The 22,422-nt window shown below is 73.4% G+C and carries 24 protein-coding genes; 14 read left to right on the top strand and 10 right to left on the bottom strand.

What is annotated here, in order from left to right:
- Window positions 1-144 precede the first annotated feature (144 nt).
- From FGE12_RS29315 to FGE12_RS30165, 5 genes are all read right to left on the bottom strand, one after another.
- Window positions 145-771, bottom strand: a complete 627-nt coding sequence (locus FGE12_RS29315; protein ID WP_153869944.1) for a DUF6232 family protein — start codon at window positions 769-771, stop codon at window positions 145-147.
- Window positions 768-1,151, bottom strand: coding sequence for a response regulator transcription factor (locus FGE12_RS29310; RefSeq protein ID WP_194798399.1), 384 nt, complete (start codon window positions 1,149-1,151; stop codon window positions 768-770). The genes FGE12_RS29315 and FGE12_RS29310 overlap by 4 nt, the downstream gene beginning before the upstream one ends.
- A 100-nt stretch (window positions 1,152-1,251) precedes the next feature.
- Window positions 1,252-2,646 carry a sigma-54-dependent transcriptional regulator gene (locus FGE12_RS29305; RefSeq protein WP_370459200.1) on the bottom strand — a complete coding sequence of 465 codons (1,395 nt, stop codon included), beginning with the start codon at window positions 2,644-2,646 and terminating at the stop codon, window positions 1,252-1,254.
- A complete protein-coding gene (locus FGE12_RS29300) occupies window positions 2,636-4,819 on the bottom strand; it encodes a nitrogen regulation protein NR(II) (RefSeq protein WP_153869943.1) in 2,184 nt (727 codons plus the stop codon). The genes FGE12_RS29305 and FGE12_RS29300 overlap by 11 nt, the downstream gene beginning before the upstream one ends.
- Window positions 4,820-5,029: 210 nt before the next feature.
- Complete coding sequence (locus tag FGE12_RS30165) at window positions 5,030-5,665, bottom strand: hypothetical protein (RefSeq protein WP_194798398.1); 636 nt, start codon at window positions 5,663-5,665, stop codon at window positions 5,030-5,032.
- 616 nt (window positions 5,666-6,281) lie between these two features.
- Between FGE12_RS30165 and FGE12_RS29290 the strand changes: the two genes are divergently transcribed.
- The 4 genes from FGE12_RS29290 to FGE12_RS29275 all read left to right on the top strand — a co-directional run bounded on the left by FGE12_RS29290 (window position 6,282) and on the right by FGE12_RS29275 (window position 8,827).
- Window positions 6,282-6,992, top strand: a complete 711-nt coding sequence (locus FGE12_RS29290) for an MBL fold metallo-hydrolase (protein WP_153869942.1) — start codon at window positions 6,282-6,284, stop codon at window positions 6,990-6,992.
- A complete protein-coding gene (locus FGE12_RS29285; RefSeq protein WP_153869941.1) occupies window positions 6,989-7,327 on the top strand; it encodes a rhodanese-like domain-containing protein in 339 nt (112 codons plus the stop codon). Before FGE12_RS29290 ends, FGE12_RS29285 begins: the two co-directional genes overlap by 4 nt.
- Before the next feature lie 67 nt (window positions 7,328-7,394).
- On the top strand, window positions 7,395-8,018 hold the full coding sequence (locus FGE12_RS29280) for a class I SAM-dependent methyltransferase (RefSeq protein ID WP_194798397.1): 624 nt from the start codon (window positions 7,395-7,397) through the stop codon (window positions 8,016-8,018).
- Window positions 8,015-8,827 (top strand): sigma-70 family RNA polymerase sigma factor, encoded by an 813-nt coding sequence (locus FGE12_RS29275; protein WP_153869940.1) that lies wholly within the window; start codon window positions 8,015-8,017, stop codon window positions 8,825-8,827. The genes FGE12_RS29280 and FGE12_RS29275 overlap by 4 nt, the downstream gene beginning before the upstream one ends.
- Here FGE12_RS29275 and FGE12_RS29270 read toward each other — a convergent pair whose 3' ends face one another.
- Genes FGE12_RS29270 through FGE12_RS29260 form a run of 3 tightly spaced genes read right to left on the bottom strand, consistent with a single transcriptional unit; the run spans window position 8,828 to window position 10,526 of the window.
- Window positions 8,828-9,256, bottom strand: coding sequence for a DUF6691 family protein (locus FGE12_RS29270; RefSeq protein ID WP_194798396.1), 429 nt, complete (start codon window positions 9,254-9,256; stop codon window positions 8,828-8,830).
- On the bottom strand, window positions 9,253-9,684 hold the full coding sequence (locus FGE12_RS29265; protein ID WP_153869939.1) for a YeeE/YedE family protein: 432 nt from the start codon (window positions 9,682-9,684) through the stop codon (window positions 9,253-9,255). Before FGE12_RS29265 ends, FGE12_RS29270 begins: the two co-directional genes overlap by 4 nt.
- 29 nt (window positions 9,685-9,713) lie before the next feature.
- Window positions 9,714-10,526 (bottom strand): sulfite exporter TauE/SafE family protein, encoded by an 813-nt coding sequence (locus FGE12_RS29260; protein ID WP_194798395.1) that lies wholly within the window; start codon window positions 10,524-10,526, stop codon window positions 9,714-9,716.
- Between the two features lie 211 nt (window positions 10,527-10,737).
- Here FGE12_RS29260 and FGE12_RS29255 point away from each other — a divergent pair, with 211 nt between their 5' ends.
- From FGE12_RS29255 to FGE12_RS29230, 6 genes are all read left to right on the top strand, one after another.
- On the top strand, window positions 10,738-11,574 hold the full coding sequence (locus FGE12_RS29255) for a sulfite exporter TauE/SafE family protein (protein WP_153869938.1): 837 nt from the start codon (window positions 10,738-10,740) through the stop codon (window positions 11,572-11,574).
- Window positions 11,571-12,029: a DUF1634 domain-containing protein gene (locus FGE12_RS29250; protein ID WP_370459199.1), complete on the top strand. Its 459-nt coding sequence runs from the start codon at window positions 11,571-11,573 to the stop codon at window positions 12,027-12,029. The genes FGE12_RS29255 and FGE12_RS29250 overlap by 4 nt, the downstream gene beginning before the upstream one ends.
- A gap of 92 nt (window positions 12,030-12,121) precedes the next feature.
- On the top strand, window positions 12,122-13,435 hold the full coding sequence (locus FGE12_RS29245) for a chromate transporter (RefSeq protein ID WP_153869937.1): 1,314 nt from the start codon (window positions 12,122-12,124) through the stop codon (window positions 13,433-13,435).
- Between the two features lie 11 nt (window positions 13,436-13,446).
- On the top strand, window positions 13,447-13,677 hold the full coding sequence (locus FGE12_RS29240) for a hypothetical protein (RefSeq protein ID WP_153869936.1): 231 nt from the start codon (window positions 13,447-13,449) through the stop codon (window positions 13,675-13,677).
- A gap of 74 nt (window positions 13,678-13,751) precedes the next feature.
- Window positions 13,752-14,459: an SDR family NAD(P)-dependent oxidoreductase gene (locus FGE12_RS29235; protein WP_153869935.1), complete on the top strand. Its 708-nt coding sequence runs from the start codon at window positions 13,752-13,754 to the stop codon at window positions 14,457-14,459.
- Window positions 14,460-14,513: 54 nt separating this feature from the next.
- The gene (locus FGE12_RS29230) at window positions 14,514-14,921 is read left to right on the top strand and encodes an EamA family transporter (protein WP_370459201.1); all 408 of its coding nucleotides are present in this window, start codon (window positions 14,514-14,516) and stop codon (window positions 14,919-14,921) included.
- Between the two features lie 10 nt (window positions 14,922-14,931).
- Here the strand turns inward: FGE12_RS29230 and FGE12_RS30160 are convergent, their stop codons facing one another.
- Window positions 14,932-16,353 carry a DUF4396 domain-containing protein gene (locus tag FGE12_RS30160; protein WP_194798394.1) on the bottom strand — a complete coding sequence of 474 codons (1,422 nt, stop codon included), beginning with the start codon at window positions 16,351-16,353 and terminating at the stop codon, window positions 14,932-14,934.
- Window positions 16,354-16,445: 92 nt separating this feature from the next.
- Window positions 16,446-16,826: a hypothetical protein gene (locus tag FGE12_RS29220; RefSeq protein WP_194798393.1), complete on the bottom strand. Its 381-nt coding sequence runs from the start codon at window positions 16,824-16,826 to the stop codon at window positions 16,446-16,448.
- A 93-nt stretch (window positions 16,827-16,919) separates the two neighbouring features.
- Between FGE12_RS29220 and FGE12_RS29215 the strand changes: the two genes are divergently transcribed.
- The 4 genes from FGE12_RS29215 to fdh all read left to right on the top strand — a co-directional run bounded on the left by FGE12_RS29215 (window position 16,920) and on the right by fdh (window position 22,421).
- The gene (locus tag FGE12_RS29215; protein WP_194798392.1) at window positions 16,920-18,215 is read left to right on the top strand and encodes a DUF2254 domain-containing protein; all 1,296 of its coding nucleotides are present in this window, start codon (window positions 16,920-16,922) and stop codon (window positions 18,213-18,215) included.
- 71 nt (window positions 18,216-18,286) lie between these two features.
- The gene (locus FGE12_RS29210; protein WP_153869933.1) at window positions 18,287-18,460 is read left to right on the top strand and encodes a hypothetical protein; all 174 of its coding nucleotides are present in this window, start codon (window positions 18,287-18,289) and stop codon (window positions 18,458-18,460) included.
- A gap of 92 nt (window positions 18,461-18,552) precedes the next feature.
- Entirely contained in the window at window positions 18,553-18,990 is a 438-nt protein-coding gene (locus tag FGE12_RS29205) for a four-helix bundle copper-binding protein (protein WP_228531207.1), read from the top strand.
- Between the two features lie 158 nt (window positions 18,991-19,148).
- Window positions 19,149-22,421 (top strand): formate dehydrogenase, encoded by a 3,273-nt coding sequence (gene fdh, locus FGE12_RS29200; protein ID WP_153869932.1) that lies wholly within the window; start codon window positions 19,149-19,151, stop codon window positions 22,419-22,421.
- Window position 22,422: the final 1 nt, after the last annotated feature.

Genomic DNA, 22,422 nt, shown 5'->3' with positions numbered 1-22,422 from the left:
CCGAAGCCCAAACGCAAGAAGCGCCGCGTGCCCCACGCCCAGTACCTGCGACAGGTCGCCACCTCCCGCGTCCTCGCCGCCGGCACCGTCGACTACGTCAAACGATGAGGTTTAAAGGGGTGCTCCCAGAGGGAGAGGGCGCACTCATCCGTGCAGCCGGTGCTCGGTCACGGCCTCGTCGAGCACTGCGACGAGCCGCACCACGCGCTGGTGGTCTCCGCTGCCATACACCCGGCGCTCGCCGCGCGCCGTGCGCAGCACCACCCAGTAGGTGTCCTCGGCGATCGCCACCCGCCACACCGCCGCGAAGAGCAGCGCGCCGGCGAGCGAGAGCAGCAGGTGCAGCATCCCGCTCGAGCTGCCCACCACGCCGAAGCGCGAGAGGATGAGCGGCAGCGCCACCGCCGCGAGCAGCCCCGCCACCACCAGCGGCAGCGTGAGGTGCGGCGACACCATCTGCGCCTGCACCGCGTGCACGTCCGTGAGCCCGTGCGTGCGCCCCTCCACCACGAAGCGCTCCGTGGTGATCAGCACCTCGTCGTCGTCCAGCAGGAGGCGCTCGCCGGAGCGCAGCTCGGGGAGCGGCGCGCGGCGGCGGGGCGCGGGCGCGGGCAGGCGCACCGGCGCGAGCGCGCCGCTGCCGCCGGACACCACCCGCAGCATCACCTGCCGCGCCTCCTCGCGCAGCGGCAGCCCGGGAGCGCGCACTCCAGGCGCACTCAGTCCGGTAGAGGTCACCAGCTTCAGATGCGTGGGCCTGCCGCTGCTCATGCCGTCTCCCCCCCGTGTGCCGCTGCTGCTGCCTCGCCTGCGAAGTCTCCGTGCAGCACGCCGCGCACCAGCGCGCGCAGCGCCTCGAGCGGCTGCCCCAGCGCGAAGCAGCCGCGCGCGCCCAGCTCCAGCGCCCGGCGCTGCAGCCGCTCCTCCGCGAAGGGGAGCAGCACGATGACCGGCGCCTGCGGGGTGTGCGCGAGCGCCCGCGGCAGCGCCTCCGGACGGCTCACCAGCGCGAGCGTCAGGTCCGGCGCGGCACCGGCGGCACCGGCGGCGACCTGCACGCCCTCGTCGCGCAGCACGTCCGCGAGCAGCGCCGTGAGGTGGGCGTCCGCCCCCTGCACGCGGGCGCAGGGGGGCTGTGGCTTCGTGCGCATGGACAGACACGCTTCAGCAAGGTGCGTGCCCCGGCCCTTTGCGCCCGGACTTCAGGGGGTTGGACCCACTCCCCCACCCCCACCCTGGCAACGCGCCACGCTACCGTGGCGCATTGCCATCCCGCTCGCGCTCGCGGCGGTGGATGGTGGACACATCGATGCCCAGCAGCTCGGCGGCGCGGGTCTTGTTCCCGCCGCACTGCGCCACGACCCAGGCGATGTACTCGCCCTCCAGCTGGCGCAGGGTGACGATCTGCGCCTGGGCGCGCTGCAGGGGGTGCGGCGCCTCGCCCGCTCCGGGTGCGTGCAGGCGCAGGGTCTCCAGGTCCACCACCTCCTCGCCGCCCAGCACCACGAGCCGCTCGAGCAGGTTCTCCAGCTCGCGCACGTTGCCGGGGAAGGGCAGCTGCGAGAGCGCGGCGAGCGCGTCCGGCGCGAGCGCCTTCACCCGGGCGCGCGGGTTGCGCGCGCGCGCCGCCTGCAGGAAGTGCTCGACGAGCAGCGCGATGTCCTCGCGCCGCTCGCGCAAGGGGGGCAGGCGCAGGGTCACCACGTTGAGGCGGTAGAAGAGGTCCTGGCGCAGCCGCCCGTCCTTCACCCGCGCCTCGAGGTCCTGGTGCGTCGCCGCCACGATGCGCACGTCCACACGGCGCGCGCTGTCCGCGCCCACCGCGCGCACCTCGTGGTCCTCGAGCACGCGCAAGAGCTTCGCCTGCAGCTCGGGCGCCATGTCCGCCACTTCATCGAGGAACAGCGTGCCGCCGTCCGCCTCCACGAAGAGCCCGCGCCGCGGCGTGGTGGCCCCGGTGAAGGAGCCGCGCACGTGGCCGAACAGCTCGCTCTCCAGCAGCGCGCCGGGCAAGGCGGTGCAGTTGACGGCGACGAAGGGCCCGCCCTTGCGCGGCCCCTCGAAGTGCAGCGCGCGCGCCACCAGCTCCTTGCCGGTGCCGCTCTCGCCGCGCAGCAGCGCCGGGGCGCTCGAGTGCGCCACGCGCTCGATGAGCCCGTAGAGCGCGCGCATCGGGGCGCTGCGGCCCACGAGCGCACTGAAGCCCTGCTGCTCGCGCACCGCCTGGCGCAGCGCCCGGTTCTCCGCGCGCAGCGCCCGGTCGCGCAGCGCGCGGCCCAGGTAGAGCAGCACCTCGTCCAGGCGGAAGGGCTTGGTGAAGTAGTGGTAGGCACCGCGGCGCATCGCCTCCACCGCGCTCTCCACGCCGCCGAAGGCCGTCATCAGCAGCACCGGCGTCTCCGCGTCCACCGCGTGCACGGCGGCGAGCACGTCGAAGCCGTCCACCTGCTCCATGCGCAGGTCGCTCAGGACCGCGTCGAAGGGCCGGGCGCGCACGCGCGCGATGGCGTCCTGGCCGCTCGTGGCCAGCTCCACGCTGTAGCCCGCGTCCTGCAGCGGGTCGGCGAGCATGCGCCCCATCTCCACGTGGTCGTCCACCACCAGCAGGTGCCCCTGCTGCCCGCCCCGGCCTGACTCACCCGACACGTCGCTGCTCCTCCTTCACGCTGCCCTCGCGCTTCGTCGCCGTCTCGCTGCCCGTGGGCTCCGCCACCGGCCACCACAAGGTCACACAGGTGCCCTTGCCCGGCGCGCTCTCCAGCTCCACCCGGCCGCCGTGGTTTCGCACGATCTGCGCCACCATGCTCAGGCCCAGCCCCGTGCCCTGGCCGCGCTTCTTCGTGGTGAAGAAGGGGTCGAACACCTGGTTGAGGCTCTCCTGGGGGATGCCGCAGCCGTCGTCCTGCACGCGCAGCGCGACCAGGCCCCAGTGCTCGCCGGGCGCGGGCGCGCTCGCGCCGAGGCACACGCGCCCGCCCTCGCTGCAGGCGTCCAGCGCGTTGAGGCACAAGTTCACCAGCACCTGCTGCAGCTGGTCCGGGTCCGCGGCGAGCGGCGGCAGCGGCGCCTCCGGCAGCTGCAGCTCGAGCGCCACCTTGCGCCGCGCGCCCTCCAGCCGCAGCAGCTCCTGCACGCTGCGCGCGAGGGGCGCGAGTTGCACCGGACGCACCACCGCGCGCTGCAGGCGCGCGAAGTCCAGCAGCTGGCGCAGCGTGCGGCTCACCCGGTCGATCTGCTCCACGATGACGCCCACGCCCGCGCTCTGCGGGTGCGCGGGGCCGAGCTTTCCCTGCACGTACTCGGCGCGCCCGCGCACGACGCCGAGCGGGGTGCCGATCTCGTGCGCGATGCCGGCCGCGAGCACACCCACCGTGGCGAGCTTCTCCGCGCGCAGCAGCTGCGACTCGAGCGCGCGCACGTTGGAGAGGTCCTCCACCACGAGCAGCGTGCGCACCTCGGGGTCCGCGGGCTCGAGTGGCACCGCGTGGAGCGAGTACACGCCCTCCTCGCCGAAGAGCGCGAGCGGCTCGCCGTGCACGCTGGTGACGCTGCCTCCGGTGACGGCCGCCTCGAGCAGCGCGCGCACGCGGGCCATGGTGGCCTCGGGCGCGCGCGGGAAGGCCTCGGCGAGCGGCGCGCCCACGCTGCCCTGCGGCAGCCGCTCGCGCAGCGCCTGGTTCACCGCGCTGATGTGCCCGTCCGCCGCGAGCGCGAGGACGCCGGTGGGGATGTTGTCCAAAATCTTCTGCGTCTTGTCGTGCAGGTGCGCGAGCCGCAGCGCGTGCCGGCGCGACTCGCGCAGCGCCACCGCGCGCTTGCTCGCGAGCAGCACGTACACGCCGAAGGCGACGATGAACACCGTCACCAGCAGCGCCGCGAGGCTCAGGCGCAAGACGAGCCCGCGCTCGTGGCTGCGCAGCTCGGTGGTGGAGTGCAGCGTGGCCACGCTCCAGTGGCTGGTGCCGCGCGCGCGGATGGGCGTGAAGACGGCGACGGCGTCCGCGCGCCCCAGCCCCAGGCGGTCCGCCTCGTCCTCGGAGAGGTTCTGGATGCCTGCCTCGCCCGCGCGCATGCGCTCCAGCAGCTTCGCGTAGCTGGGCACCTTCTTGCCCTCGGGCCCGCGCAGCCGCTGGTACCACTCCACCAGCCAGGGGTCGCTCGCGGGCGTGGGCGCCCCGTGCGCGCCGAGCAGGAGCAGCCGGTTCTCCCAGTCGCTCGTCATCAGGTGCACGGGCGCGAAGAAGGGCTCGGTGTCCACCAGCACCGCCACCACGCCAGGGCGCTGGTCGGGGCTGCCGCCGGGCACCGCCGGGTCCTCGCCGGGCGGCAGCGCCGTGGCGAAGGCGCGCAGCCACGCGCCCTGCGGCATGCCGGTGATGGGCTGGGACGTGAGCACCTCGCCGGGCGGCGCCGCGAGCGCACGCCGCGCCGTCTCCACCAGCGCCGTCATGTGCGGCCCGCGCGCGAAGCCCTTGTCCGCGCGCCGGTCCAGCAGCCGCAGCCGCTCGGTGCCGTCCGCGTCCAGCACCAGGAAGGCCTTGTAGGGGCGCACCACCTCGATCAGCGCGCGCAGCTCGCGCTTGTGGTCCGAGCTGGAGCTGGGCTGGCTGATCAGCTCGCCGGCGAAGCGCAGGTCGTCGCCGATCTCCTGCAGCGCCTGGCCGACGCCGCGCGTGGCCTCCTCCAGCTGGCGCTGCCGGTCCGTGGCGAACTCCTGGACCAGGCGCGCGCGGTCGCGCTGCAGCAGGGACACCATCCCCACGCCCACGCTGGTGAGCGCGACACACAGCAGCAGCAGCGGAGCGAGGGTCTTGGGCATGGCCGGGCGCGGGACAGGGCAGCTTAACGCCAACCCCGCGCGGGCGGGGGGCCGCGCGCGGTACAGACTGCCCGGCCTCTCTCCGGGCGTTCGGACGGGGAGGCCTCCGCGGTCCCCGAGAGCCTCGCGGTCGAGGCAGCCGACCCGTTCGGCCGGTGCGCGCGGACGGCTGCGGCGATGAGCCGCATGCGCGGCTCGCGGCAACGGCACTCAGCGAGGTGCGGCGAGCTCCCCGGGAGGAAGTGGAAGGGCCGTGTAGTGCCGCCCCCAGGCCTCGCGCAGAGCGCCGAGCGCGCTGGCCACCTGAGCCTCGGACAGGCCCTGCTGCGCAGGTGCGCACGCGGACCAGAAGCCGTGGTTGGCGAGCACGAGCTTCCAGCTGCGCTCCACCTCCTGCGCGAGTGCTGCCGCGTCGAGCGCCCCCAGGACGCGCAGTTGCCCGCGCGGGTCGCGCCCCTGGAGGACGGAGGCGCTCGGCGGCTGAGGCCCCTCGTAGCGCTCGCCGTAGAAGGCGCGCGTCACACGGATGCGAGCAACGATGCGTTCATTGAACTCGCGCAACTCTTCTGCCGGCACCCAGAGCTCCTCGTGCTGCGACGCCCCCACCACCTTGCGCTCGTAGCGCGCGAGGAAGGACTCCTCGAGGTCGAAGGCCGTGACGAAGCCCGCGTAGCCGGAGAACGCGTCGGGCGTGTTCCAGTCGCGGGCAATCTGCACCGCGTAGCCCTCGTTGAGCACGGGGTAGAAGACGGGCTGGTCCGGCAGCCGCGGCGGGAAGGCGCGCGCGTCTGCGTCCAGGATCAATTCGAGCTCGCGCAGGCCGACGGGGCGGTAGAGCGTACGCATGGGGCCTCCAGGGGCGCGCAGTGTGCTCGAAGGGGCGTCGAGACCGGAAGGGCGACGGAGCGTCTGCGCCTCTCGCGGGGGGGCGCCGCCAGCCGAGCTGCGCTCAGGGGTGACACGCCTGCCTTCGCGCCCGCGCACCCCCGAGTCACCGCCTGGAATGAAGCTTCCTTCCAGGCGGCTCGCCACCTGCTCCACTCAGCTCGGGACTGGAATGAAGCTTCCTTCCGCGCCTCCTCCGCGCCGCCCCGCCTCCGCGCAGAGTAGAAGCGCCGGTCTACGCGCGCCTCCTCGCCCCGAGCCTCGTTTCACTCTGCGTGTGGGCTCCCTCGGGAGCGGCGGCCCGCGTCGCGCAAAAACGTAAAATAGGATTTTACCTTTCTGCAGCGCGCGCCGGTCCGCGCCCGGGAGGGGCGTCTCTCTTCGAGACACCTGTCCCGCGAGTCTTGGACGGCTTCACCCGCCCGGAGAAGCCCCGTTCCCTCCCCGGCCTCTCCCTCTCGAGGCCGTGCCTCTCGCGCCACTCTCGCGTGCCCGTGGAGGACGGCCGCAGCGCACCGCAGGACAGGGGTGAATCCTTTGCGTCCGTGCTGGCTCTCACCCGGAAAGGCGAGCAGCCATGACTCCCATCTTCCGACAGCTCTTCGACGCCGAGTCCTCCACCTACACCTACCTGCTGGGCGACCCGGCGAGCGGGCGGGCCGTGCTCATCGACCCCGTGCTCGAGCAGGTCGAGCGCGACCTGCAGTTCGTGCGGGAGCTGGACCTCACGCTCACCCACGTCTTCGACACCCACGTGCACGCGGACCACATCACCGGCTCCGGCGTACTGCGCGAGCGCACCGGAGCGCGGGTGGTGAGCGGCATGGGCGGCGCCGCCTGCGCCGACCTGCAGGTGCGCAACGGCGACGAGGTGCGCGTGGGCGGACTCACGTTCCGCGTGCTCGCGACGCCCGGTCACACGGACGACAGCGTGAGCTACGCGCTCGCGGGCCGCGTCTTCACCGGCGATGCGCTGCTGGTGCGCGGCAACGGCCGCACCGACTTCCAGAACGGCGACGCGGGGCAGCTCTACGACTCCATCACCCGGGTCCTCTTCGAGCTGCCCGACAGCACCCTGCTCTACCCCGCGCACGACTACCAGGGCCGCACCGTGACGAGCGTGGGCGAGGAGAAGCGACACAACCCGCGCCTCGCCGGCAAGACCCGCGAGCAGTTCGTCGAGGTGATGCGCAACCTGCACCTGCCCCGGCCGAAGAAGATCGACGTCGCCGTGCCCGCGAACCGGGCCTGCGGCTACCCTCAGTCCCCACCCCCAGGAGCCCGATGAGTCCCCTGCCCATCCCCTACCGCGACGTCCCTCCCACCGCCCTCGCGCAGCTCGGCCCGGGGCTGCGCCTCGTCGACGTGCGCGAGCCCCACGAGTACACCGGCGAGCTGGGCCACCTGCCCGGCGCCGAGCTCGTCCCGCTCGCCACCGTGGAGGCGGCCAGCGCCCCCTGGCCCCGCGAGCAGCCGCTGCTGCTCATCTGCCGCTCGGGAAATCGCTCGGGCAGGGCGGCGCAAGCGCTCGCCGCGCTCGGTTTCACCCGGCTCTACAATCTCGCCGGCGGCATGCTCGCGGTGAACGAGCTGGGGATGCCCGTGGAGCGGGGCGCGCGGTAGAGACCCACATCCCTCACCCCGTCCCTCTCCCAGAGGGAGAGGGGACCGCTTCGGCAAGGAGTCCTCCGTGTCCGACTCTCCCCCCAACGTCGCCCAGCAGTGGGACGCGCGCTTCTCCGGCGCCGACTTCACCTACGGCACCCGCCCCAACGACTTCCTCGTGGAGGTGGCGCCCCGGCTGCCCGCGGGCGCGCGCGTGCTCAGCCTCGGCGAGGGCGAGGGGCGCAACGGCGTGTACCTCGCCTCGCTCGGACACCACGTGAGCGCGGTGGACGCCTCGCGCGTGGGCCTGGAGAAGGCGCAGCGGCTCGCCGCCGAGCGCGGCGTCGCGCTGCAGACGCAGGTCGCGGACCTGGCCGACTACCGCATCGCGCCCGCGAGCTGGGACGCCGTGGTGTGCATCTTCTGCCACCTGCCCCCGCCGCTGCGCAGCCGAGTGCACCGCGAGGTGGTGCAGGGCCTGCGCCCGGGCGGGCTCGTGCTGCTCGAGGCCTACACCCCGGCGCAGCTGGGCCGCGGCACCGGCGGGCCGCCCGTGGCCGAGCTGCTCTACACGCCGGCGCAGCTGCGCGAGGACTTTGCGGGGCTGGAGCTGCTCACGCTGCACGAGCTCGAGCGCGACGTGCGCGAGGGCCGCCTGCACACGGGCCGCGCCGCGGTGGTGCAGCTGGTGGCGCGGAAGGCCGGATGAAGCGCAGCGAGCGCGAGCTCATCGAGGCAGCGAAGGCGGGCGACTCCCGGGCGCTCGAGGAGCTGCTCGCGCGCCACGAGAAGCAGGTGTACCGCTTCGGCCTGCGCATGTGCGGCTCCGAGGAGGACGCGAAGGAGGTGCTGCAGGAGACGCTGCTCGCGGCCTTCCGGGGCCTGCACGCGTTCCGCGGCGACGCGGAGCTGTCCACCTGGCTCTACACGCTCGCGCGCACGCACTGCCTGCGCGCGCGGCGCCCTCGCGCGGGCGCGCCGAAGGAGCTGCAGCCGCTCGATGCGCCGGACGCGCAGCAGGTGCCGGCGCACGAGGGCGGCCCGGACGCGCGCGCCCACGCGCGGCAGATGGGCGAGGTGCTGCAGGCGGCCATCCTCGCGCTGCCGGAGCCGGCGCGCGAGACGCTCGTCCTGCGCGACGTGGAGGGGCTCTCCGCGGAGGAGGCCGCGCAGGTGGTGGGCATCGAGGTGCGCGCGCTCAAGAGCCGGCTGCACCGCGCGCGACTGCAGCTGCGCGAGAACCTGAGCACGCTGCTGGGCGAGCGCGGCGAGGATGCGCCGGGCGCCGGCTGCCCGGAGCTCGCCCAGGAGCTCGCGGCCTACGCGGCGCAGGAGATCGACCAGGCCGCCTGCGTGCGCCTCGAGGAGCACCTCTCGCGCTGCCCTCGGTGCGCCGCCGCGTGCGACGCCCTCAAGAGCACCGTCTCCCTCTGCCGCCGCATCCCGGGCGACGAGGTGCCCGCCCAGGTGCGCGCCGCCGTGCGCCAGGCGCTCGCGCGCGCGGTCCCCACGGTCTGATCAGGCCCGCGCCGAGCGGCGCTCCCAGAGGCGGAAGAGCAGCATCCCAGCCAGCATCGCGCCCACGAAGAGCAGCGCCACCGGCGCGCCGGTCGCGAGCGCGGTGAAGGCGGGGCCGGGGCAGTAGCCGACGAGCCCCCAGCCGACGCCGAAGATGGCCGCGCCCCCGAGCAGCCGCGCGTCCACGCGGGTGTGCGAGAGGTCGGGGAAGGCCGGGGCCAGCAGGGGCCGCGCGCGGGTGCGCAGGATGAGCCGGCGCAGGAGCGCGTGCGTGCCCAGCGCGCCGCCCATCACGAAGGCGAGGCTGGGGTCCCACGCGCCCGTCACGTCGAGGAAGCCGCGCACCCGCGCGGGGTCGGTCATCCCGCCCAGGCCGAGGCCCAGCGCGAAGACGAGGCCCGCGCCGAGCGCCGCGAGCAGCGCCTTCACAGGGCACCTCCGGACAGCTGGCGCACGAGGAAGACGGCGAGCATCCCGGTGGCCACGAAGGTGAGCGTCGCGGCGAGCGAGCGGGTCGCGCCGCGGCTCAGCCCGCACACGCCGTGGCCGCTGGTGCAGCCGTTGCCCAGCCGGGTGCCGAAGCCCACCAGCAGCCCCGCGAGCACGACGAGCCCGGCCGAGGGCGCTGCGGCCGCGGCATTGCCGAACGCACCGGGCATCAGTGCGCGCACCAGCAGGCCGCCGCCCACCAGGCCTGCGACGAAGGCGAGGCGCCAGCCCACCTCGCCGCGCGCCGGAGCGAGCAGGCCGCCCGCGATGCCGCTGATGCCGGCGATGCGGCCGTTGAAGAGGAGGAGCAGCGAGGCGGAGAGCCCGATGAGCACGCCGCCGAGGAGGGAGGGGAGGAACTGGGTCATGGGGGAGGACCTCGCTTCGCGTGAAGGCTCTAACGCCGGGCCGCGGCGGCCGCGGCGGTGACGGGCGGCGCACCGGAGCCGGTGAGCACCGCGCGGTTCTTGAAGAGGATGAAGGCGCCCATCAGCACGAGGAAGAGGGAGAAGGCGCGCTTGAGGGCTGCCTGGGAGACGAAGCGCACGAGCGCAGTCCCCACCCCGATGCCCACCGCCGCGAGCAGGGTGAACCCGCCCAGCAGCGCCCACGGCACCTGCACCTGGCCGAGGTAGCCCGCGAAGCCCACGAAGGCGTTGAGGGCGATGACCAGCAGGCTGCTGCCCACCGCCTGCTTCATGGGCAGCCCCGCGAAGAGCACCAGCGCCGGGACGATGAGGAAGCCGCCGCCCACGCCCACCAGCCCGGTGAGCAGTCCCACCGCGAGGCTCACCGCGGCCGTGAGCGGGAGGCTGCGCCGCGCGGGCGCGCGCTCCGCCTCCGCGGTGGGCTTCGGGCCTGCGCTGCGCAGCATGAGGAGCGCGGCCACCAGCATCACCGCGGCGAAGGCCACCAGCTGCAGCGTGCCCGGGACGTGCGCGGAGAGGCGCGCGCCCAGCCAGGTGCCCGCCATTGCGAGCCCGCCGAACGCGAGCGCCGCCCGCAGGTGCACGTTGCCCGCGCGCCCGTGCAGCGCCGCGCCGACGAGGCTCGTCGTGCCCACCACCGCGAGCCCCATCGCGATGGACTCCTTCGCGGGAAAGCCGAGCACGTACACGAAGATGGGGACGGTGAGGATGGAGCCGCCCCCGCCGAGCAGGCCGAGGGAGAGGCCCATGAGGACAGCGAGCGAGAGGCCGAGTGCGAGCACGGGGACGGAGAGCTCCAGGAGGTGGGGGCCGCAGCGCCATGCCGCTGCCCTTTTCCGTGTGAGCCCGGGCGCGCGCCGGAGGATTCGCGCCGCACGGCGACACAGGGAGGTAGGTGCCGGGAGCACGCGCACCCACCGGGGCAACCGAGGAGCCGAGCCAGAGGCCTTCCTTGCTGCCCCGTTGGCACGTCGCCAGGATGGCGCGAACTGCATGACGCCTCTGCTCTTCGCGCTCACCCTCTTCGTCGTCTCCCTCGGCTCGGGGGCGCTCGGCGCGCTGCTGGGCCTGGGCGGCGGACTCATCCTCGTACCCGTGCTCACCTTGGCGCTCGGTGTGGACATCCGCTACGCGGTCGGGGCCTCCATCGTCTCGGTCATCGCGACCTCCAGCGGCGCCGCGGCCGCCTACGTGCGCGAGCGCATGGCGAACCTGCGCGTGGCGATGTTCCTGGAGCTGGCCACCGTGTCCGGCGCGCTCACCGGTGCCTTCCTCGCGGGCATCGTGAGCGGGCGCTGGCTCTTCCTCATCTTCGGCGTGGTGATGGGCTACAGCGCGCTCGTCATGCTGCGCTCGCGCGGGGACCTGGATGCGCCGGTGCCGGCGGACGACCTGAGCGACCGGCTCGGGCTGCACGGCAGCTACTGGGACGAGAGCGAGGGGCGCGAGGTGCCCTACCAGGTGACGGGCGCGCGCACGGGGCTGGGCCTCATGTACGTGGCGGGCACGGTGTCGGGGCTGCTGGGCATCGGCTCGGGGGCGCTGAAGGTGCCGGCGATGGACCTCGCCATGCGCCTGCCCATCAAGGTGAGCACCGCCACGAGCAACTTCATGATCGGCGTGACGGCGGCGGCGAGCGCCGGGGTGTACTTCGCGCGCGGCGACATCGACCCCTTCATCGCGGGGCCCGTCTCGGCGGGCATCGTGCTGGGGGCGACCGCGAGCTCGCGCATGCTGGGCAAGCTGCAGAACCGGCGGCTGCGGCAGATCTTCGTCGCGGTGCTGCTGGTGGTGTCCGCGCAGATGCTGTTCAAGGGGGTGCGCGCGTGAGCGAGGTGAGTCCCGAGGTGCAGGTGGAGGGGGAGGCGGGCGCGGTGCAGGCGGCGCCCGCCGAGGTGGCGGACACGGCGCTGGGGGCGGAGCTGCTCATCAGCGGGCTGCTGCGCTCCGGGGTGCTGCTCAGCCTCGCCTTCGTGGTGAGCGGCATGGTGCTCTCCTTCGTGCACCACCCGGACTACCTCTCCAGCGCCGAGTCCCTGCAGCGCCTCACCAGCCCCGAGCACAGCGTGCACACGCTCTCCGAGGTGCTCGCGGGCGCGGCGGCCGCGAGCGGCCAGGCCTTCGTGATGGTGGGGCTGCTGCTGCTCATCGCGACGCCCGTCATGCGCGTGGCGCTCTCGCTCGTGCTCTTCCAGCGCCAGGGCGACCGCACCTTCACCCGCATCACCGGCGTGGTCCTCACGCTGCTGCTCGTGGCCTTCCTGCTGGGGCGCGCGGGCGAGTAGCGCAGTCTGCGGGCCCGGGAGCGTTCGCCCGGGAGCAGCGGGCGCGCTGCGGCGCTCGCCCGGGCAGCCGGCGCGTGCCATCAATGGCACCGATGACGGCGCCGACGCCTCCTGTCCCCCTCCCACCCGCGTCCAAGGCGCGGCCGCGCCCCTCGCTCGGCGAGCTGCTGCGGCTCAGCCTCTACCTCGGGCTCGTCGGCTTCGGCGGCGGGGTGAGCGTGCTGGCCATCATCGAGTCGCTGGTGGTGGCGCGCCACGGCTGGCTCACCCCGAAGGAGTTCGCCAACACGGCCACCATCGCGCAGATGCTGCCCGGGGGCGCCGCCACCAACACGCTCGCCCAGGTGGGCCTGCGCTTCCACGGGGTGCGCGGCGCGGCGGTGACGTACGGGGGCTTCGTGCTGCCGGGGGCGCTGAGCATCGGGCTGCTCGCGTGGGCGTACGTGCACTTCGGCGCCCTGCCGCACGCGGACGCCTTCCTCGCCGGGCTCAACGCCGCGGTGGTGGGCGTCATCGGCGCCATCACGGTGAAGATGGCGCGCACCAGCGTGGTGCGGCTGTGGCAGATGGGCGTGGTCGCGCTCGCGCTGCTGCTCACCCTGGTGGGCCAGGCAGGCCCGCTGGAGGTGGCCTTCCTCGGCATCGCCGGAGGGCTGGGCTGGGACCTGGGCATCGAGCGCGCGCGGCTCCTGCGCTTCGGGCGCAAGCGCTTCCAGCCCGCGCCCCAGGTGGGCCTGCCGGACGAGGGCGGCACCCTGCAGCACGCCGCCGGCCCCGAGAGCGCCGAGAGCGCGGCGCCCCGGGAGCCAGCCTCGCCACCGCGCCCTCCCGGGATGCTGTGGCTCTTGCCCGCGGGCAGCCTGCTGCCCGGCGCGCTGATGGTGCTGCTGCCGATGGCGGTCATCTTCTTTCGCATCGGGCTGGGCGCGTACGGCGGCGGCTTCGCCATCATCCCGGCACTGCACCGCGAGCTGGTGGACACCGCGCTCATCACCGAGCGGCAGTTCGCGGACGCGGTGGCCGTGGGCAAGCTCACTCCCGGCCCCGTGCTGCTGATGGCCACCTTCCTCGGCTACGTGAAGGAGGGGCTCGCCGGCGCGCTGGTGGCCACGCTCGCCATCCTCACCCCGCCCTTCCTGCTGGTGGTGGCGCTCTCCGCGTGGCTCACCCGCGTGCGCTCGCGGCGCTGGGTGCGCGCGGCGCTGCGCGGCCTCACCCCGGCCGTGGTGGGGCTGATGCTCGCCGCGGCCCTCACGCTGGGGCAGACGATGAAGACGGGCGTGGGGCTCTCGCTCGCCGCCGTGACGGCGATGACGCTCATCCGCTTCGAGACGGTGAACCCGGTGGCGCTGCTCGCGGTGTGCGGCGTGGTAAGGCTCGCCCTGCACCTGGGCCTGGGGCTCTAGGGACGGCACCCATGGCCCTGCGCAACGACAGCGTCACCCCGAACGCGTACGAGCTGCGGGTGCGCTTCGCGTGCGGCTTCGTCGCGGGCGCACTGGGCGGCGTCGTAGGCGCGCTGCAGCTGGAGACGCCCTCGCTCGGCCTGGTGCTGCTCGGGGCGCTCGTCCAGGGCCTCGCCGCGGGCCTCCTCGCGCGCCACTACGGCGACCGCTTCTGGGCCTCCTGGCGCGGGTGGCTGGACTGAGTGGCGCACTTCGGCTTGCTGCCCGGAGGCGAGGCCGGTAGCAGTGGCGCGAGCTCCTCGCAGGGAGAGTCGCCATGGCGAACGACAGGCCGGTCTGTGTGGTGGTGGGCGTGGGTCCGGGCAACGGCGCAGCGCTCGCGCGGCGCTTCGCGAAGGAGGGCCACGCGGTCGCGCTGCTCGCGCGCAGCACGGACTTCTCGCAGGCACTCGCGAAGGAGCTGCCGCACGCGCGCGCCTACGCCTGCGACGCGAGCGACCCGGCGGCGCTCGAGAGCACCTTCGCGTCCATCGAGCGCGAGCTCGGCGAGGTGGAGGTGCTGGTGCTCAACGCGGGCTCGGGCGTGTGGGGCAGCGTGGAGGAGGTGAGCCCCGCGGACTTCGAGAGCGCCTGGCGCATCAACGCGCTCGGGCCGCTCGTCGCCTGCCAGCGCGTCATCCCCGGGATGAAGCGCCGCGGCCGCGGCAGCATCGTCTTCATCGGCGCCACGGCCTCGAAGCGTGGGGGCCCGAAGAGCGCTGCCTTCGCCGCGGCGAAGGCCGCCCAGCGCAGCCTCGCCGAGTCCACCGCGCGCAGCCTCTGGCCCGCGGGCATCCACGTCTCGCTCATCGTCGTGGACGGCGTGGTGGACCTGCCCCGCACGCGCCAGCGCATGCCCGAGCAGCCCGACAGCTTCTTCATCCGCCCCGAGGGCGTGGCCGAGACGGCCCTTCAGCTCACCCGCCAGGACCGCTCGGCGTGGTCCTTCGAGGTGGAGGCGCGGCCCTTTGCAGAGCGCTGGTAGGGTGCGACGCGTGACCCAGCCTCTTCCTTCCACTCCGGTGTCCCCTTGAGCTGGGTGGGCTACGCGCTGCTCTCGGCGCTCGCGGCGGCCGCCACCGCGCTGCTCGCGAAGGTGGGCGTGCAGGGAGTGCCCAGCACGCTCGCCACCGCGCTGCGCACCTGCGTGGTGCTCGTGTTCGCGTGGGGCATGGTCTTCCTGCAGGGAGAGCAGACGGCACTGCCCGGCCTCAGCCGCCGCACGCTGCTCTTCCTCGGGCTCTCCGGCGTGGCCACGGGCCTGAGCTGGCTCGCCTACTTCCGCGCGCTGCAGCTGGGGCCCGCCTCGCGCGTCGCGCCCGTGGACAAGCTCTCCGTCGCGCTCACGGTGGTGCTCGCCGCGGTGCTGCTCAAGGAGCCGCTCTCCTGGCGCCTCGTGGCCGGCGTGGTGCTCATCGTCGCCGGCACGCTGCTCACGCTGCGCTGAGGCGCGCGGCTCAGGGCGAGGCGACGCCACCGGGCAGGGCGACGAGCGACTCGCCCAGGGTGGGCCGCGGGCCCAGCAGCACGCGCTCGGCCGGGACGCTGCGGCGCTCGCGCGCGCCCAGGTCCACGAAGCCCCACAGGTCGCGCGCGCCGCCGAGCGCCACCTCCAGCTGCCCGGCGCGCCCACCCTCCACCTCGCCGAGGCGCGCGCCGTGGGCGTCGAGCACCTGGGCGCCGCGGTAGGCAGCGAGCCCGCCGGGCAGCAGCGCCGGGGCCTCCCGGTCCACGGAGAGCGGGCGCGCGACCAGCGCGCCCAGCTGCGCGCGGGCCTCTGGCTCATCCCCCTGGTGCAGGGCACGGCGGATGTCCCGGACCTGCGAGAGCGCGGCGGCGAACGCGCTGTGCGGCAGCGCGGCCTTGCCCACCTGCGCGGCGCGCAGGGCGGCGTCCAGCGCGTGCACCGCGTCGCTGCGCCGGCCGTCCTGCAGCGCGGCGAGCGCAGCGGCGAGCGAGCCGTGCAGCCCCTGGGCGAGCTGGGCCGGCACGGAGGGCGGCGCGCTGCCTCCGGTGCCCTCGAGCCCGGCCGTGGCGGCGCCCTGCGCGAGCGGCCTCCCCTCTCGCAGCAGCGTGAGCCACGCGGGCAGCACCAGCGCCGCGGCGCCCAGCAGCGCCATGGCGGCGAAGAGCCCCGCGCGCGCGGCCGGAGCCTCCGCCGGGTGCGCATCCTCCATGGGCCCCATGCCGTGCTTCCAGCCCACCTTCACCAGCATCCAGTTCATCGGGAAGGTGAAGAGGTAGCCCACCAGGAGCCCGAACATGCCGAAGCCCCAGAAGGCCCAGGTGAGCGGCTTGGGCTGCGCGCCGGAGGCGAGGGGCGTGACGTAGGTCATCACCGCGCCCATCCCCGCCATCACGGTGAGCATGGAGAAGAACTCGGCGCGAAACGCCATCCACAGCGCCCGGGGCACGCTGTCCGTCATCATTCGCATGGACTTGAGCTGGAAGATGAAGAGGCCGAAGGCGAAGCCCACTGCGTACTCGAACCAGAACTCCTGCCAGAAGCTCATCCCCGTGGCCCGGGCGATGACCATGCCCGTCATGATGCCCAGCCCGTCGCCCGCCACGCAGTGGATGACGGCGCCGTTCACCCGCCGCACCATGCTCTGCTCGTAGCGGCGGTGCGCCTGCTGCTTCTCGTCTTCTCCCTGCGCCCGGCCGATGCCCGGCGCGCGCGCGGTGGCGAGGTAGAGCGCGAGCCCGAGCACCGAGAAGAAGAGGACGATGAGAGGCCAGGCCCACTTCATCGCCGGCTTGAGCGGGGTGTTGGTACGCCGCAGGTCCAGCGCCACCCAGGCGGCGCCGGTCAGGCCCGGCGCGTACCAGGGCAGCACGAAGGCCGGCTCGGAGAGGAAGGTGAGCAGTCCCCAGTCCATGGGAGGATGTTTTGTCCTGCAACGAACCCGCGCAAGCGGCCGCGGGACGGGGACGCCCGCCTGCGTGCCCGGCGCGGCGGGTACAGGGGCGCTCAGTCGCGCTTGAGCCGGAAGGCGTCCGCGAAGGAGCGGATGCGCTCGGTGGGGCGCGAGAAGATGAAGGTGATGACGCTCACGCGCCGCTGCGCGTACGTGGTGGCGAGCTCGTCCACCGCCTGCGCATCGTCCGCGGAGATGGGCGCGTAGTGGAAGGAGTCGCTGCGCTCGCAGGAGAACATCCCCCGCTCGCACAGGTCGTCCAGGCGCCGGCGCGCACTCTCCTCCGCGATGCGCAGCGCCTGCGCCACTTCCCCCCCTGTCCAGGTGCGCGCCGCCTGCGCGCGCAGCAGCAGCAACACCTCGAGCTTCTCGATGGAGTCGATGTGCGAGGTGATGAAGCGCTGCACGCGCTGTGGGAGGGAGGCGTCGGGCACGGGCGAAGCGGGAGATAATAGTTTGAGGTCAAATGAGTAACCCCCTGGAAAAATTTCCTGGGCGTCGCTTTCTGCAGTGCACAGCTTGAGGCCGTGCGTCCCCTCCTGCGCAGGCTCCGCTCCACGCTGGACACCAGCATCTGGCTGATTCCGAGCGCCTGCCTGCTCGCCGCGGTGGGGCTCTCCTTCCTGGCGGAGCGGCTGGACGCGAGCCTCGCGCACGACTTCACCGCCTGGTACCTCTTCCGGGGCGGGCCCGAGGGGGCCCGCGAGGTGCTCTCCACCATCGCCTCCTCGATGATGACCTTCACCGGGGTCGTCTTCTCCGTCACGGTGCTGGTGCTGCAGCTGGCGAGCAACCAGTTCAGCCCGCGCGTGCTGCGCACCTTCCTGCGCGACCGCGGCAGCCAGGCGGCGCTGGGCATCTTCGTGGGCACCTTCGCGTACGCGCTGCTGGGGCTGCGCAGCGTGCGCGGCGCCTCGGATGGAGTCGAGGCGCACGTGCCCGCCTTCACCGTCTGGCTCGCGGTGGTGCTCGCGGGCGCGTGCGTGTGCACCTTCATCTACTTCCTGCACCACGTGGCCCAGTCCATCCGCGCGGTGAACGTGCTCTCGCGCATCGGGGACGAGACGCGCGAGCGGCTGGACACGCTGTACCCGGAGCCGGTGGGCGAGGAGCCCGAGGCCCCGCGGCCCGCGGTCCCGCAGGGGCTGCCCTCCGCCATCATCCCGCAGCCGCGGCGCTCCGGGGTGGTGGTGGCGGTGGACGAGGAGGCGCTGTGGCGCTGCGCGTGCCGGGCCGGGGTGACGCTCGCGCTCGTGCCCCGGGTGGGCGACTTCGTGCCGCAGGGCGGAGCGCTCTTCGAAGTATGGGGGGACGCCGGCCGGCTCGATGCGCGCGCGGCCGCGGCGGCCATCGCGGTGGACGACGAGCGCGACCTGCGCCAGGACGTGGCCTTCGGGCTGCGGCAGCTGGTGGACGTGGCCGAGCGCGCCCTGTCTCCGGGCGTGAACGATCCCACCACCGCAGTGCAGGCGCTGGACCAACTGCACGACCTGCTGCGCCGCCTCGCACACCGCCGCTTCCCCTCGCCCGCGCGCGTGGACGCGGAGGGCCGCGTGCGCCTGCTGCTGCCGCGTCCCAGCTGGGAGGGCTGCGTGCGGCTCGCGCTGGACGAGATCCGCCAGGCGGGCGAGGGCGCTACCCAGGTGACGCAGCGGCTGCGCTTCCTGCTCGAGGACCTGCTCTCGGTGGCACCTCCCGCGCGCCGCCCCGAGCTGCTGCGCCAGCGCGCGCTGCTCGAGGCCAGCGTGCGCCACGGCTTCGCGGATGCGCGCGACCAGGAGGTGGCCTTCAGCCCGGACCCGCAGGGCCACGGCTCGCACTGAGCGGCTCGCACTTGCAGGACGCGCGGCGCTGCCCACCTTCGGGAGTAGCTGCTACCCCCTCCGGAGGACGCATGGCCACCGCGAAGCAGAAGAGCGCCGCGCGCAAGAACATCAAGAAGGCGGCGAGCGCCGCGCGCAGTAAGCGCACCCTCAGCAAGCTGCCGAAGAAGACGCGCACCGCGCTCGGCAAGCAGGCGAACAAGGTGAAGCGCCAGCGCGCGAGCAAGCGCAGCAAGTCCAAGTAGCCGCCAGCTGCCTGCACCGCCCTTGCTGTGCCGCGCGCGCGTCCCCATTGCTGGAAGGGACGCAGCACCTCCACCACGCAAGGGACACACCCATGGCACAGACGACGGCGCAGGGCGGCACCTCCTTCCTCGGGCACGTGCAGCAGATGCTGCAGACGCACCCGGGTAAACCCTCCCTCGACCGCGCGGCGCTGCTCGCGTGCATCCAGGCCTGCTTCGACTGCGCGCAGGCCTGCATCGCGTGCGCGGACGCCTGCCTCGGCGAGCCGGCCCCCCAGCCGATGGTGCGCTGCATCCGGCTCAACCAGGACTGCGCCAACGTGTGCGAGGCCACCGGCAAGGTGCTCTCTCGCCAGACGGCCTTCGAGCCCGCGCTGGCCCAGGCGGTGCTGCAGGCGTGTCAGACGGCGTGCCGCCTGTGCGGCGAGGAGTGCGGCCGGCACGCGCAGAAGATGGAGCACTGCCGCGTGTGCGCCGAGGCCTGCCAGCGCTGCGAGCAGGCCTGTCGCCAGCTCCTCGCGGCCGCCTGAGAATGCATGGACCGCGGGACGGGCATCCGTGGATTTCCGCACGAAAAGGAGCTCACCTGGACCTCATACTGTCCGGCGTGGCGTGGCTCGCCTGGTCCCCCGCTGCACGGGGACACGCGGCATTCCTAGCGTAGTGGCCCCTCGCGAGGAGCACAGGCATGGGACGACGTGGGCTGCGCAGGTGGCCACTGCTCGAGCAGCTGCTGCGCGGTGACGCGAAGGCGCTGGGCGACACCGCCCTCTCCGAGCGCAGCCGCACGCTGGAGCCCCGCACGGCGCGCGCCGACAAGGTGGTGAAGTCCATCTGCCCCTACTGCGCCGTGGGCTGCGGCCAGGACGTGTACGTGAAGGACGGGCGCATCCTCGACATCGAGGGCGACCCGCACAGCCCCATCTCCACCGGCAAGCTGTGCCCCAAGGGCGCGGCCACCTTCCAGCTCGTCACCGGCTCGCACCGCATCCAGCAGGTGCTCTACCGGCGCCCCGGCGGCACGGAGTGGGAGCCGCTCCCGCTTGAGCAGGCCATGGACATGGTGGCCGAGCGCGTGAAGCGGACCCGCGAGGAGACCTGGGAGGAGCAGGACGAGAAGGGCACGCACGTGAAGCGCACCCTGGGCATCGCGCACCTGGGCGGCGCCACGCTGGACAACGAGGAGAACTACCTCATCAAGAAGCTGTTCACGGCGCTGGGCGTCGTGCAGGTCGAGAACCAGGCGCGCATATGACACAGCTCCACGGTGCCCGGTCTGGGCATCTCCTTCGGTAGAGGCGGGGCGACGACCTTCCAGCAGGACCTGCAGAACTCGGACTGCATCGTCATCCAGGGCTCCAACATGGCCGAGTGCCACCCGGTGGGCTTCCGCTGGGTGATGGAGGCCAAGGCCCGGGGCGCGAAGGTCATCCACGTGGACCCGCGCTACACGCGCACCAGCGCGGTGGCGGACCTGCACGTGCCCCTCCGCGCGGGCACGGACGTCGCGTTCCTCGGCGGGCTCGTGCGCTACGTGCTGGAGAACGAGCGCTACTTCAAGGAGTACGTGGTCCACTACACCAACGCCGCCACGCTGATTCGCGAGGACTTCCAGGACCCGGAGCAGCTGGAGGGACTCTTCAGCGGCTTCGACCCGAGCAAGGGCCAGTACAAGGACGTGAGCAGCTGGCAGTACGAGGGCGTGAAGGACGCGGTGCCGGCGGCGGGCCACAAGGAGCTGTTCGCCGAGGCGGGCGCGAACCAGGGCAAGGTGAACGCCGAGCCGCCCCTCCACAGCACCGAGGTGCGCGATGAGACGCTGCAGCACCCGCGCTGCGTCTTCCAGCTGCTCAAGCGGCACTTCGCCCGCTACACGCCGGCCATCGTGGAGGAGATCTGCGGCATCCCCGAGGCGCAGTTCCTCGAGGTGGCCGAGGCCCTGTGCCAGAACTCCGGCCGCGAGCGCACCAGCGCCTTCTGCTACGCGGTGGGCTGGACGCAGCACTCCATCGGGGTGCAGTACATCCGCACCGCGGCCATCCTGCAGCTCTTGCTCGGCAACATCGGGCGGCCCGGCGGCGGCATCATGGCGCTGCGCGGCCACGCCTCCATCCAGGGCAGCACGGACATCCCCACGCTCTACAACCTGCTGCCGGGCTACCTGCCCATGCCCTTCGCGATGGAGTCGCACCGGCTGCAGCAGTACATCGACGCGAACCAGGCCCCGAGCGGCTGGTGGGGCGAGTTCCCCAAGTACATCGTCTCGCTGCTCAAGGCGTACTTCGGGGACGCCGCGACGAAGGAGAACGACTACCTCTTCGCCACGCTGCCGCGCATCACCGGGGACCACTCGCACATGGTCACGGTCGCGCAGATGGCGGACGGCAAGGTGCCCGGCTACTTCGTGATGGGCGAGAACCCCACCGTGGGCTCGATGAACGGCGCCCTGCAGCGCAAGGGGCTGCGGGCGGCGAAGTGGGTCGTGGTGCGCGACTTCGTCCTCACCGAGACGGCGGAGTTCTGGCGCCACGCGCCCGAGATCCAGAGCGGCGAGGTGCTCACCGAGGACATCCAGACGGAAGTCTTCTTCTTCCCCGCCGCCGCGCACACCGAGAAGGACGGCTCCTTCACCAACACCCAGCGCCTGCTGCAGTGGCACCACCAGGCGGTGGAGCCCAAGGGCGACTGCCGCAGTGAGCTGCACTTCATGTTCCACCTGGGCAAGCGCCTCAAGGCGCTCTACGCGGGCTCGCGCGAGGAGCGCGACCGCCCCATCCAGGCGCTCACCTGGGACTACCCGACGAAGGGCCGCATCCAGGAGCCGGACGCAGAGCGCGTACTCAAGGAGATCAACGGCTACCGCACGGACACGGGCGAGCCGGTGGAGGGCTTCACCGCGCTGAAGGATGACGGCTCCACCGCGTGCGGCTGCTGGATCTACTCCGGCTGCTACAAGGACGGCGAGAACCAGGCCGCGCGCCGCAGGAGCGCGCAGGAGCAGAGCTGGGTCGCGCCCGAGTGGGGCTGGGCATGGCCGAGCAACCGCCGGCTCATGTACAACCGCGCCTCCGCGGACCCCGAGGGCCGCCCCTGGAGCGCGCGCAAGGCGTACGTGTGGTGGGACGCGGAGAAGTCCCAGTGGACGGGCCACGACGTGCCCGACTTCATCAAGGACCGGCCGCCGGGCTACCGCCCGGACCCGCAGGCGCGCGGCAAGGACGCCATCCGCGGCGACGACCCCTTCATCATGCAGGCGGACGGCAAGGCGTGGATCTTCGCGCCCAGCGGGATGAAGGACGGCCCGCTGCCCACGCACTACGAGCCGCAGGAGTCGCCGGTGGAGAACGCCCTCTACCCGCGCCAGCAGTGCAACCCCGCGCGCCTCGAGTGGCGCCGCCGCGACAACCCCTACCACCGCGCCTACGGCGACCCGCGCTTCCCCTTCGTGCTCACCACCTACCGGCTCACCGAGCACCACACGGCCGGAGGCATGAGCCGCTGGCTCAGCTGGCTGAGCGAGCTGCAGCCCGAGATGTTCTGCGAGGTGTCCCCCGAGCTCGCGAAGGAGCGCGGCCTCACCAACGGCGGCTGGGCCACGGTGGAGACGGCGCGCGGGCAGATCGAGGCGCGCGTGCTCGTCACCGAGCGGCTGCGCCCGCTGCGGCTCAAGAAGCGCTGGGTGCACCAGATCGGCCTGCCCTACCACTGGGGCGCGACGGGCCGGGTGACGGGCAGCTCCGCGAACGACCTCATCAGCTTCGTGGCGGACCCCAACGTCTCCATCCAGGAGTCCAAGGCGCTCACCGCGAACATCCGCGCCGGGCGCAGCGCGAGCCCCGAGCGCGCGGCGGTCGGCGGCCCCACCCTGCTCGCCCCGCCGCGCGTGCCCGAGGCCCCGCGAGACCTGCCCGGCACCCAGCGCGCCGCGCAGCCCACGGAGTACAAGAAGAGCGAGGAGTAGC

The sequence above is a fragment of the Aggregicoccus sp. 17bor-14 genome (genome assembly GCF_009659535.1).
In the GTDB taxonomy this organism is placed as follows: domain Bacteria; phylum Myxococcota; class Myxococcia; order Myxococcales; family Myxococcaceae; genus Aggregicoccus.
This window is presented reverse-complemented; position numbering and strand designations above follow the sequence as displayed.